At 66.3% G+C, this 11861-nt stretch carries 12 protein-coding genes; 8 read left to right on the top strand and 4 right to left on the bottom strand.

Annotation, left to right across the window (positions count from 1 at the left end; translation table 11 throughout):
* Positions 1 to 61: 61 nt before the first annotated feature.
* The gene (locus ACFWCH_RS07030) at positions 62 to 1039 is read right to left on the bottom strand and encodes an SRPBCC domain-containing protein (RefSeq protein ID WP_378803223.1); all 978 of its coding nucleotides are present in this window, start codon (positions 1037 to 1039) and stop codon (positions 62 to 64) included.
* A gap of 1 nt (position 1040) precedes the next feature.
* Positions 1041 to 1433, bottom strand: a complete 393-nt coding sequence (locus ACFWCH_RS07025) for a metalloregulator ArsR/SmtB family transcription factor (RefSeq protein WP_206251981.1) — start codon at positions 1431 to 1433, stop codon at positions 1041 to 1043.
* A gap of 310 nt (positions 1434 to 1743) precedes the next feature.
* Between ACFWCH_RS07025 and ACFWCH_RS07020 the strand changes: the two genes are divergently transcribed.
* Positions 1744 to 4821: a DEAD/DEAH box helicase gene (locus ACFWCH_RS07020; protein WP_378803222.1), complete on the top strand. Its 3078-nt coding sequence runs from the start codon at positions 1744 to 1746 to the stop codon at positions 4819 to 4821.
* 709 nt (positions 4822 to 5530) lie between these two features.
* Entirely contained in the window at positions 5531 to 6949 is a 1419-nt protein-coding gene (locus ACFWCH_RS07015) for a DUF5677 domain-containing protein (RefSeq protein WP_378803221.1), read from the top strand.
* Between the two features lie 128 nt (positions 6950 to 7077).
* Here the strand turns inward: ACFWCH_RS07015 and ACFWCH_RS07010 are convergent, their stop codons facing one another.
* Positions 7078 to 7635 carry an ABATE domain-containing protein gene (locus ACFWCH_RS07010; RefSeq protein WP_136036862.1) on the bottom strand — a complete coding sequence of 186 codons (558 nt, stop codon included), beginning with the start codon at positions 7633 to 7635 and terminating at the stop codon, positions 7078 to 7080.
* A gap of 112 nt (positions 7636 to 7747) precedes the next feature.
* Between ACFWCH_RS07010 and ACFWCH_RS07005 the strand changes: the two genes are divergently transcribed.
* From ACFWCH_RS07005 to ACFWCH_RS06980, 6 genes are all read left to right on the top strand, one after another.
* Positions 7748 to 8176, top strand: coding sequence for a hypothetical protein (locus ACFWCH_RS07005; protein WP_247638173.1), 429 nt, complete (start codon positions 7748 to 7750; stop codon positions 8174 to 8176).
* Positions 8177 to 8209: 33 nt separating this feature from the next.
* Positions 8210 to 8653 carry a VOC family protein gene (locus tag ACFWCH_RS07000; protein WP_206251988.1) on the top strand — a complete coding sequence of 148 codons (444 nt, stop codon included), beginning with the start codon at positions 8210 to 8212 and terminating at the stop codon, positions 8651 to 8653.
* A 3-nt stretch (positions 8654 to 8656) separates the two neighbouring features.
* Entirely contained in the window at positions 8657 to 8845 is a 189-nt protein-coding gene (locus tag ACFWCH_RS06995) for a hypothetical protein (RefSeq protein WP_206251989.1), read from the top strand.
* Between the two features lie 297 nt (positions 8846 to 9142).
* Positions 9143 to 10405: an RNA polymerase sigma factor gene (locus ACFWCH_RS06990; RefSeq protein WP_378803220.1), complete on the top strand. Its 1263-nt coding sequence runs from the start codon at positions 9143 to 9145 to the stop codon at positions 10403 to 10405.
* Complete coding sequence (locus tag ACFWCH_RS06985) at positions 10402 to 10758, top strand: YciI family protein (protein WP_136036844.1); 357 nt, start codon at positions 10402 to 10404, stop codon at positions 10756 to 10758. Before ACFWCH_RS06990 ends, ACFWCH_RS06985 begins: the two co-directional genes overlap by 4 nt.
* Position 10759: 1 nt before the next feature.
* Complete coding sequence (locus ACFWCH_RS06980) at positions 10760 to 11110, top strand: YciI family protein (RefSeq protein ID WP_247638171.1); 351 nt, start codon at positions 10760 to 10762, stop codon at positions 11108 to 11110.
* Between the two features lie 66 nt (positions 11111 to 11176).
* On the opposite strand, the gene ACFWCH_RS06975 is transcribed toward ACFWCH_RS06980, so the two are convergent.
* Positions 11177 to 11815, bottom strand: a complete 639-nt coding sequence (locus tag ACFWCH_RS06975; RefSeq protein WP_136036846.1) for a TetR/AcrR family transcriptional regulator — start codon at positions 11813 to 11815, stop codon at positions 11177 to 11179.
* Positions 11816 to 11861 lie beyond the last annotated feature (46 nt).

Here is an 11861-nt window from a genome sequence, read left to right as displayed (position 1 = left end):
GGAATCGGCCGGATCCACGAGGGATCCGGCCGATTCCGAGGAGTCGTGGACGACGCGGCGGTCAGACCGCCAGCAGTTCGCGTTCCAGGCGGGCGAACGAGGCCTCCATGCCGTCGGCCATGCCGGTGGCGAGGATCATGTCGCGCGTCTCCTTGTCGGGGTACTCGATGAGCACCGTGACGAGCGTGGCGCCGTCCTCCTCGTAGAGGCTCAGGTCGTTGACGGTCTCGGTGGGCATGCCCTGCATGCGTTCGGTGGTGACGGCGCGGCGCGGGGCGTCGATCAGCAGCGCCTCACCCTCGAACCCGAACGGCTCGCCCTCGGTGTCGCCGACCGGTGCCCACGAGTTGCGGTACGACTGACCGACCTCGGTGGCCGCGACGCACTCGGTCATCTCCCACCCGTCCGGGCCGAGCATCCACTGGCGGATGAGGTCGGGCTCGAAGTGCGCGCGCCACACCAGCTCGCGCGGACCCTCGATGAGCCGGGTGATGCGCACGTGGGTGTCGTCGAGCAGCTCCACCCGGGTGCCCTTGCCCTGCGCGTAGTCGCGGAGGTCCTGCAGCACGGCGTCGAGCTGGCCCATCGCCATCTTGATGCCCTCGACCTGGCCCATCTCGACGACCTGTTCGAGCGCGTCGACCGAGTCGAAGTGGCTCGTGGTGACCATGCGGGTGCCCTCGGGCGTGGAATCGAACGTGAAGCTCATGCGCTGCGCGGGGAAGCCGTCGAGGGGCTTTCCGTGCTCGTCGGCGAAGGAGTCGAGCACCTCGAAGCGGTGCGGTTCCTCGATGGCGAGGAACTCCCAGACGCCCGTCGACTTCTCGCCGCGCGGTCCGTTCATCGTGTAGACCGCGCGGCCGCCGACCGTGTGGTCCCACGCGGTGAAGGTGGCGGGCCAGCCGGGAGGACCCCAGAAGCGTTCGAGCTGGCGCGGATCGCTGTACGCGTTCCACACCCGCTCGATGGGGGCGGCGAAGTCGGCCGTGACAGTCATCGTGAGGTCGTCGGCATCGGTGGTGACGTCGGTGACGGGCATGTCAGTCTCCTGGGTTCTCTCGTGCGTTGTCGGTGGTGTCGCTGTCGGGGCGACCGGCGGGCGTCTCGGCCAGCAGGTCGTCGAGCCGGGCGATGCGCGACCGCCACAGCTCTTCGTAACGGGCGAGGAGCGCCCTGGCGCGGGCGATCATCTCGGGGTTCGCGCGGACGAGCCGCTCGCGTCCCTCGGCGCGCTTGACGATGAGGTTCGCGGCCTCGAGCACGGCCACGTGCTTCTGGACAGCCGCGAACGACATCTCGTATTCGGCGGCGAGGGTCGAGACGGACTGCTCCCGCTCGATCGTCCGGCGCAGGATGTCGCGCCGGGTCGACGTCGCCAGTGCGTGGAACACACGGTCGACCTCCGCTTCGCTCAGTTCTGTTCGTGCAACCATTTGGTTGTACGTTATGCCTGCGCCGCGGGCGTGTCAAGAGGTATGTGTAGGAACCCTGGATCGATCAGATATCTCGCGTTGGATGAGATGAATCAGGGTCCAGCTGGATAAGAACGGACTCGATCCCGTCTCGCCCAGACCACGAGATGACCTCTCTTCGCGGGCGAATTCACGAGTGATCTGGCGCACTATCATCGCTGCTTCCGTGTCTCGGCCCCGCGCGCACTGACCCGCGCAAGCGAACAACCCCGCGCGTTCGCCCTTCGATGCCCGCTAGGGTGCTCTTCAAAGCGGAATGCCGGGGGGCACAATGACGGACGAGACCAGCGCAGAGCTGGAGGCGATTGGCGCAGACTCACCGACTCGCGAGTCACTTTTTCAGAGCGGCCTCGCCGGGTTCTCTCTTCTCCGCAGCCCGACATCACCAGCGTGGCGGCGACCGCAGCTCGGGGCGCTGACAGCCATCGCCAGCCATTGGACGCTTGCGCCGGAGGAGCGCCTCCTTATCTCCCTGCCCACCGGATCTGGTAAGACTGGTGTTGCGACGGCGCTTCCATATATCGCCCGCTCTCACCGGGTCCTCGTCGTCGCACCAAGCGTGGAACTTCGCAAGCAACTCGCGGAGGCATTCCGAAATCAACCCGACCTCACGCGGGTTGGCGCGATTGACCAATCCTGCCCGCGCCCCGTCGTCCAAGAAGTCACCGGTCGGAATGTTGATTGGGAACAGCTCACCGCTTGCGACGTGGTTGTTTCGCTGCCTAATTCCATCAGCCCGCAGCACATGGCCGTTGAGAAGCTCCCGAGCCCTGACTTCTTCGATCTTTTGGTTTTTGATGAAGCGCATCACACGCCCGCCTCAACGTGGCGCAAACTTCTCGAGTATTTTCCCCGCGCACGCGCGGTCCTCCTTACGGCAACGCCTCGCCGTGCGGATGGCAAGCTTCTTCCCGGAACTCACGCCTACCACTTTCCACTCCGAGCCGCGATCGACGACGGTCTTTTCAACACCATCCGCCCCGTGATCCTTGAACCGTCTGCCCCGCTCACCGATGCCGCGAAGGACGCACAGATCGCTGATGCCGTGGTACAGGCTCTGGCCAGCGAGGAGCATAGGACCAGCGTTGGCCTTATTCGGGTCGGCACCGTCCACCGCGCCACCCTCCTACAGACCGCGTACAAGGATCGCGGACTGCACGCCGAGATCATCATCGGAACGACCTCTCAGGGCGAACGTGACTCGATGCTCGCGCGATGGCGGGCCGGGGAGCTTCGAGCGCTAATCGCAGTAGACATGCTCGGGGAAGGGATCGATGTTCCTCGACTGCGCGTCGTGGGATATCACGATAAACACAAGTCTGTGCCGGCGACCATGCAGTTCATCGGGCGTCTTGCTAGAACCAATGCCGACTACCCCCAAGAGTCCGTCTTGGTGACGGTCCACGACGAGGACGTCTACCCGGCGCTGCAGGGAGCTCTGCGCGAGTTATATCTCGAGGACGCGGACTGGGTGCAGATCCTGCCGACTCTGATCGACGACGATGTTCAACGCGAACAGCAAGATCGCGCGTATTTGTCTGCCTTTGATGGCGCTCCGGTCACATTCGCGTTGCGCTCCGTGCGACCGCTCGCACGCGCAAGTATGTATGAAGTGCCGCTGGGCGTGGAGTGGGCACCAGACTTCAGCGAGGGAGTACCCGAAGAATTGCGCACGGGCGAACGCTTCATCGGCCGCGAGATTATCTACTCAGGGCTCAATGAACTCGGAACGCAACTCATCCTCCTAACAGCGGAACCCAACCAACCCAAGTGGTATGCGGGGCCTGAACTCCGACGCGACATATACGACCTCGCAGTCGTCAGCTGGATCCGCAGCAACGACACCCGACGCTCCCACCTTCTCTTCGTAAACGCTCAAGACACCGGGCTCTCAAACGCCGTTCGTGACACGTTGGATCCGACCGGGGTGCTCAGGAACGCGAATCCGGCCTTCCTCCAAGCCGCTTTCGACTCGCTCGAGCGCCTCTCCGTGTCCTCTGTGGGGGTGCGCAACACGTTTGCTGCCGTTCCTGGCACCCCCGCATACTCGACGTTCGCCGGCAGCGGGATCGATCGGGGTCTCCGCGAAGCCGACACCAACGCTCGCTCGCTCGGACATGCGATGGCCCAGGTAAAGGTTGCGTCCGGGGCATCCGCAACCGCCGGCCTCGCCGCCGAGAAGGCGAAGTACTGGGAGACGCGCTACCTGGGATTGCGTGAGTATGACCTGTTCGCGGCGGAGCTTGCGGGGCGGTACTGGTTCCCGCGAGTCACCGAGTCCGGACCCCTGCTCCCGAACGTCTCTAAGGGCGCGCGAACGGATGCCTTCCCCTCCCACCCCATCGCGGCAGAGATGAGCCCAGCGCTCTACGGTGCCGCTTGGACGCTGCCGGACGGCCGCCCTCTGGAGGTCTTGGACCTTAGAACAAGTTCGGTCGACCCCAACGACGATACCCAGCTGCATGTGCGCTTGGTCGACCCCACCGACCCAGAGGTCGAGATTTGGGTGGGGCGGCAATCCGTTGATGGACGATTCACCTCCGTCCGAGGCGACCCGACGCTTCATCGAGGCGCTGGCCATGCGGCAGAACTCGCGGAACTGTTCGATGCCCATCCGCCACTGATCTACTTCCTCAACGGAACGACGGTGAGTGGGGGCACGACTTTCCCGGCCACTCGCAGCGAGCGTTATCTTCCCAACGTTCCACTGATCGAGACCGACTGGACCGGTGTCGATCTGACAAAAGAAACGCGACGAAACGGGGGCGACGAGTCGATCCACCACTGGGTCGAGACCCATCTCGAGAACCACCCCATCGCGAACGATGTGCGGCAACGGTGGGTGTTCCACAATGACGGCGGAGGTGAGATCGCCGACCACGTCGTCATCGAGCAGTCCCGCGCGGGGCGCCTCAGAATCGAGCTGTGGCATTCGAAGCCATCCAGCTCCGCAACACCAGGTGTGCGAGTGAAAGACCTCGAAGTCGTGGCCCAACAGGCTGCAAAAAGTCGACGTCACGTTACTGATCGGGGGCTGTGGCATCGCATCGCACGCCGTCTGGAGGGAACAGAGTCTCCGCCGCTCACCTTGCTAGCCGGCGACCTCGACGGTATACGAGCGTTGTGCGGACTCATCGATGAGCGAATGGATGAATCCATTGCCAGCAATCCACCGGTGCTTGAGTCCAAGATCGTCGTCGTCCAGCCCGGACTCAGTGCAGGGCAGCTCCGCGAGCGACTAGCTTCAGACCCGAACGACGTCGGCGCGGGCCAGGTCAGGGAGTTCTTGACGTTTATACACAACGCAGTCGGCGGCCTCAGCGAAGTGGAGCTTTACTGCTCAACCTGAGTAGGAATTGACGTCGTCCACGCCACCGTTCGCCCTCGAGGATGCCTTCAATCGCTTGCGGACTTACTTGAGCGGGCCCACCTTTCAGGGTCAAAGCAGGGCACACGGGAGGACGGATCACGCTGTGGACATTTATCGACTTCGTGGGAGCCCTGCTCTATGAGCGGATGCCGCGCAACCCGGGTGTTGGCGGCAGCGCCCTGTGAGTCACACCTTTCCCGTATTAGCACAACCAGCAACGCCTTAGATCAGCGCCGAAGCGTCGGCTCCATGCCTGGCGAACATCAGCCTTCCCCCGACAATCCCACGGCCGCGCTCCTTGAGCTCTTCCGACGCATCCCCCCATGGCCCCACATAGATCCCTGCGCCCTACCTCCCAAATCTATGGGACATGTGGATGCCTGCAAACCGCCGAAGAACGCGACGATCTGCCGCACAGACTATGAATGTCGCCAGCTGCAGATAGCGTTCCAGTGTGAGCATCCCTAGGCCGAACCAGACGACAGGACCGATGCGTGGCCACGTCCGAAAGGGACGTGTCTACAAAGCGCCCTTCGTAGCGGACGGCGCGCTCACGCTATCCGACTGGGTCGTAGATGCGTTCCCAGACTTGCTGTGGCCCGCGCTCGTTCTCGCAGACGCGGGCAACTCAGCGGCGCGAAGGTTCGTTCAGTGGCAAAGGGACGTAGTCGCAGAGCTTCGTCCAGATGTGGCGGACCTCAGCCTTGCGCGTGGCCTCGACGGCACGCTCTCAGGGCTCGAGAAACTCGCGAGGGAAAGCGAGAACGCGAGGAAGGTAGTTTGCCACCACGCGCATCGCAATGGATTGCTTTCGGCACGCGTCCAACGGGCGCTTGCCTCATACGCGCATCGCCCGGCGGAATGGCTGGTAAGTATGGGCGTTGCGCCTCCCACCCAGGACGTCATCGACCTCCTGGGCGAAGCCGTGTACGACAGCATGTTCGACGACCACCGAGAAGCTTTACTGAAGTGCTTCAGCATCTGGAGCGGCGTCCAGGCCGGCACCTTCCGAACGTCGCAAGAGACAATCGACATCCTCCACGACTACCCCACTAACGTGGCCAAGCTTCCTCAGGCTGACGCGGTCGTTCGTGCGATGTGGGGCGCACAACAACAACTGACCTCGCTCGACCAGGATCCCGATGATGCCGGTGCACGCGAAACCTGGTCCCGAGTGTTCTGGGGCACGAACTCGATGACTTCTGGCTGCATGCGTAAGCGCGACGCTCCTTCAGAGGAAATCCCAGAGAGGACTCGCGCGGACGCATCACAGAATCCGGAACCGGACATTCGGCTCGCGCCTAGTGGCCCGCCAGACGACGGGAAGCACCTGCGGCAACTCGCGCTTGATCTCCTCGCAAGCTACATCGAAGCCGCCACTCAAGGACCTCGAGACCTCCGCAATCCTGCCCGGGCTGAGGTGCACGGCGGCCTGGTGTCGCGCGCTGGCCGAGAGGTCATCGTTGCGCTTGGATCACCAGAGCTATGGTGTGCCGAGCACGGCTCACATGTAACGCGCGTGCTCGTCGAGGGGCGCGTGCACATCGAGTGGATGTCGAAGCAAGATCACGCGATCTATCAGACATACAAGGACTATGGTGCGGGGAAAGCCAAACTGTACTCACGAATACTCGACGAGATCCCGGAGGCCGCCCGGGACCACGAGTTCAGCGAGGCAGTGAAGCAGCTGCAGAAGCTGAGTTACAACGACGACATCTTCGATTCTCGCATCGTGGACACTCGAGACTCCTTCGCGGGAGTCTCGCTGCGCTCCATGGCGGAAGAGTCTGGACTCCTCGACTATTACCGCCAGTCGTATTCTCTCGCCAGCGGTGTGGCCCATGGAGAGTGGTGGTCACTCGAGACCCATGCCATGGAGCGGTGTCGAAACGTCCTGCATCGTGGCCATCTCATCCCGAGCATGTCCCTCAGCGCCGGCGGGAACGTGCCGCTCGCCAAGGCATGGGTCGATCAGCTCTACGCATTGATATGGCGAAGCCTCGAGATCCTCCAACCGGACGAAGAGGTATGGCGGGCAGCATTCGCATGGCTTGAACCGGACGGATCGACTGACGATTCTCCAGGCGAAGGAGCACTTTCCGCGTGAACGCAACGCCTGGCGCCAAGCAATAGAACTTCTTCCGAGCCCGCACCAGGCCCTGTCCGTATGGCCGTCTTGTTGGGTGGTAACCAAGCAGAACATCGCTCGCCCTCCGTCGAGCGTCCCTGTGAAGCTCAGGCGGACGCGCTCGCGGGGGCGTCGCGGTGACGAGCCCGGAACTGTGCGACCTTGACGCGGTTGCCACAGGTGCGCATCGAGCACCATTCCCGGCGACCGCCCCGCGAACGGTCGACGTACACCTGCGTGCAGCCCGGCCGCCCGCACTCGCGGAGCAGCGCGGCGTCGTCACCGCCGAAGAGCTCGACGGCGTTGCGCGCCACCGTCGCGAGCCCGTTCGCGGCCGATCCCTCTCGCCGGGTGGAGGCGTCGTCGAGCATCAGCCGCACGGGGGCGGAGCCGGCCCAGCGGTTGAGCACGCCGACGGCCACACTCGGCAGTCCGTGCCCCTGCAGTCGTGCGAGAGCGCAGTCGTAGATGGCTTCGCGCAGCTCGATCGCGCGCTCCAACTCCGTCCGGCTGGCCGCGGGCGCCTCGCCGATGACGCCCGCTTCGACGAACCAGGCGTCGAGCGCGGGCCCGTCGGCGAGCATCTCGCGCGGCTCCGGATCGCGGCGCGCGCGAAGCGTGCCCACGAAATCGAGAGCGAGAGTCCCACAGGGGAAGGCGTGCATCACGTAACCACTCTAACGGGTATCGAGCGGATCGGGGTAACCAGCTTGACAGGTTACTCGGGCACTGTCAGAGTGTAACCATTCCAAACGGTTACTCTCCGAAAGGCCCCCGATGTCCGTCACCCGTTTCCAGGTGTCCTCGCCGCTCTCCCCCACGGCCGCCATGGCCGTCCTCACCGACTTCAGCCCCGCTCGCACCGATGCCTGGTCGGGCATCGAGCCCGAGCACTTCCACGTGCACGACCGCGGAGCGAACTGGGCCGAGGTGACCGAAGGCAACGACGCCGCCTGGGAGCGCGGACGCTACGAGTGGGACACCGCCGCGGGCTCCGCGACGATGGTCACCCACGACTCCAAGCTGTTCGGCGCCGGCGGCGGCTGGGACTTCCGCTTCACCCCCGCGAGCGGCGGCACGCTCATCGACGTCACGCTGACCAGAACCCCTGCCGCCTTCGGCCCCCGGGTGCTCGCCGCGCTCCTGCCCCTCCTCGGCACCCCCGGCCTCAAGAAGTCGTTCACCTCCGCCTTCAGCGCCCGCTGACCGCGCCCACCCGCAAGAACAGGAACAAGCACCATGGAACTCGCCCTCGAGATCGTCGTCCTCCCCGTCTCCGACGTCGACCGCGCCAAGGATTTCTACACCAGAATCGGTTTCCGCGAGGACGCCGACTTCGCCACCGATCGCGGACTGCGCGTCGTGCAGTTCACCCCACCAGGATCGAGCGCCTCGATCATCTTCGGCGAGCAGCTCACGTCGGCTCGGCCCGGCAGCGCGCGCGGGCTGCATCTGGTGACCTCCGACCTCGCGGGTGCCCGGCAGGAACTCGCCGACCGCGGGATCGACATCACCCCCATCTGGCACGACGCCGACGGCGTCTTCCACTGGGCCGACGGCCACAACCGCGTCGACGGGCCGAACGAGGAGCACGACAGCTACGCGTCGTACGCCTCGTTCGACGACCCCGACGGCAACGAGTGGATCATCCAGCAGGTGATCGACCGACTCCCCGGGCGCTGATCGATGGCCGAGTCGATCGACACCGAACGCGCAGCGGGCGTTCTCGAGGAACTGCTCCGCACGACCGCTGCGGCCCACGGCATCTACGAGCGCGAACAGCTCGGCGGCGTCTACGACGAGCAGTGGCCCACCTGGTACGCGTCGTTCCTCGCGCGGGCGCTCGCGGAACACGGATACGCCCTGACGAGGTAACCAGGAGGACTGGAGCCTGTCTCGGCGGAGTTGTCGAAATGCGCGGGTGCCGTTCGTGGTGTGAGTGTCCGGAGTCCTCGGGCTCCCCTCACCCCGGAAGGCGGCACCCGTGCATACTGATCCGATGATGGCGCTGCTGCTCCACGACACGGCAACGCACCAGGGGTCCGTCGCGTGGCAAAGGCGAGCGGCCCTCGCCGATCGCCGGATCGCCGTCCCGCCCGTGCCTCGCGGGAGCGGTGCACGACTCGCTCCGATCCGGCGCGTCTTCGCGGCCCTGTCGACGCGGAGGGCGTCGTGACGCCGACGCCCTCCCGCGCGGGGGATGCCATCACGCGGACGCATCGGGAGGAATGGACCCGGATCGTCGCCGGACTGGCGCGCCGCTTCGGCGACCTCGATCTGGCCGAGGAGATGGCCGCGGAGGCGTTCGCGGCAGCCGTGGAGCACTGGCCGGCGCACGGCATCCCGCCGAACCCGGCCGGCTGGGTGACGACCACCGCGAACCGCCGTGCGATCGATCGGCTCCGTCGCGAGGCACGTCGCGACGAGAAGCACCGGGAGGCGATGATGCTGCACGACACAGACCCGCCGGCATCCGCGGGCGTGGTGGAAGACGATCGGCTGCGCCTGCTCTTCATCTGCTGCCACCCGACGCTGCCGCTGGAGGCCCGCGTCGCCCTGACGCTGCGCATGGTCGGCGGCCTCAGCGTCGCGGAGATCGCCCACGCGTTCCTCGTGCAGGACACCACGATGGGCCAGCGCATCTCCCGGGCGAAGGCGAAGATCAAGGCCGCCCGGATCCCGTTCACGATCCCGCGCGCGGAGGACCTCCCCGCCCGCACCGACGCCGTCCTGACCGTGCTGTATCTCGTGTTCAACGAGGGGTATCTCGCGTCAGGCCCGGACTCGCCCCCGCTCCGGCGGGACCTGACCGCCGAGGCGATCCGCCTCACGAGACTCGCCCACGACCTCCTCCCCGACGACCCGGAGGTGACCGGGCTTCTCGCCCTCATGCTGCTCACTGAGGCGCGAGCCGCCGCACGCGTGTCCCGCGACGGCGAGCTCGTGCGGCTGGACGAACAGGACAGGACAGCGTGGGACCGGTCCGCCATCACGGAGGGCCTGCAGCTCCTGCACTCCCGCGCCGACGAGCGGGAGGCCGGGCGTCCGGGACGGTATCTGCTGCTGGCCGCGATCAACGCAGTGCACGTCACCGCCGCCGACGCGCGGGACACCGACTGGGATCGGATCGTGTCGCTGTACACGCGGCTCGAGCAGATCGATCCGAGCCCCGTCATCACCCTCAACAAGGCGATCGCGGTCTCCGAGTTCGACTCCTCGCAGGTCGCCCTCGCGATGATCGAGCCGCTCGCCGAGACGCTCGACGGCCACCACGCCTTCCACGTCGCGCGTGCCGAGCTGCTGCGTGCGCTCGGCCGACCGGCCGAGGCCCGCTCCGCCTACGACCGCGCGATCGCCCTCGGCGGCAACACCGCCGAGACCGCGCACCTCATCCGCCGCCGCACTCACCTCACAAGAAACGGAGACACCCCATGAGCAGCACGTACCTCGTCATCCACATGTCCGATTCCACCGGGACCCCGCTGGCCCGCGCGGAGGATCAGGAGATCCTCGAACGCTGGGCGACCGAGGGCGACGCGGCGGGGCGCCTCGGAGACGGCGGCCCGGTCGCCGGACCCGAACAGGCGAAATCCGTCGCGGTCCGCGACGGGAAGACGATCATCACCGACGGCCCGTTCCCGGAGTTCAAGGAGTGGTTCGCGGGTTACGACCTCGTCACCGCCGACTCGATCGACGAGGCCGCCGCCTTCATGGCGAAGCATCCCGTCGCGATCGCGGGCCGGATCTACATCCTGCCGCTGGTGAAGCTCCCCTGGGACGAGTCCTGACGTGCCCCGGTTCGCGATCCTGATCTACGCCGGCGACTCCCGACACGCCCCCACGGCGACCCCGGAGGAGCTGCAGGAGTGCGATGAGCACTTCGACTCCCTGGTCGCGTCCGGCCGCATGCGGGCCGCGTACGCGCTGACCCCTCGGTCGATGGCGCGCACGCTGCGGGCGGACGGCCCGACCGACGGGCCCTACGGGTCGGGGGACGTCGTCGCCGGGTTCTACATCCTGGATGCCGCCGACATCGACGAGGCCATCCATCTCGCTCGGACGGACCCGTCGTTGCTGTCCGGCGGGGGCGTCGAGGTGCGTCCGGTGCACACCGGCGGTTCCGTCACGCCCCCGGCGTGATCTCCGTTCACGGGCCCCCTCCCTTCCCGAGCGACGCCAGGGCGACCGGGGCGACGAGCGGGGCGATCACTCAGCCGCCGCGGGCCGCGCCGCGTGGCGCGCGGCGATCGTGCGCGCGGCCTCCTCGACGACCCGTCGCTGCTCGGCGCCCGTGATCGACCAGGTGCCGTGCACGAGGCGCGGCCAGAAGACCTCGGAGGCGATCATCCCGAGGAACTGCGCCGAGGTGCGGTCCGGTTCGGGGATGTCCGCTGTGCCCGCCGCGTGCGATGCCCGAAGGAAGCGCCCCAGCGCCTCCAGCACGGGGAGCGTGCCGAAGTCGAAGGTCCGCTCCCGCACCTCGGGGAACTTCGGCGACTCGGCGATGACGGTCCGCATCAGGTCGACCATCTGCGCACGGGTCACCAGTTCCGCGTAGGCGTGCCCGAGCGCCACGAGCCCCTCCTCGAAGTCGTCCGTCGACACCTCCACGGGGTCTGGGTCGCGCGCTCCTCCGGCCGCGAGCACCGCCGCCTCGAACAGCGCCGCCTTGGTCGGGAACTGCTTGAACAGCGTGGCGGTGGAGACCCCTGCTCGCTCGGCGACGCGAGCCAGCGACGTGCGGTCATATCCGGATTCGAGGAACAGCGGTGTCGCGGCGGCGAGGATCGCCTCCCGGTTCGTCGCCGCCAGCGCTCGGTGATAGGAGGAGTCGCCGCGAGTCATGCCTCCAGTATCCCATAGTAGTGAGCGCATTGACTTCCCTCTCCAC

The sequence above is a fragment of the Microbacterium sp. NPDC060132 genome, assembly GCF_042729675.1.
GTDB lineage: Bacteria > Actinomycetota > Actinomycetes > Actinomycetales > Microbacteriaceae > Microbacterium > Microbacterium sufflavum.
The sequence above is the reverse complement of the archived record's forward strand: the minus strand, read 5'-3'. Positions and strand labels throughout refer to the sequence as shown.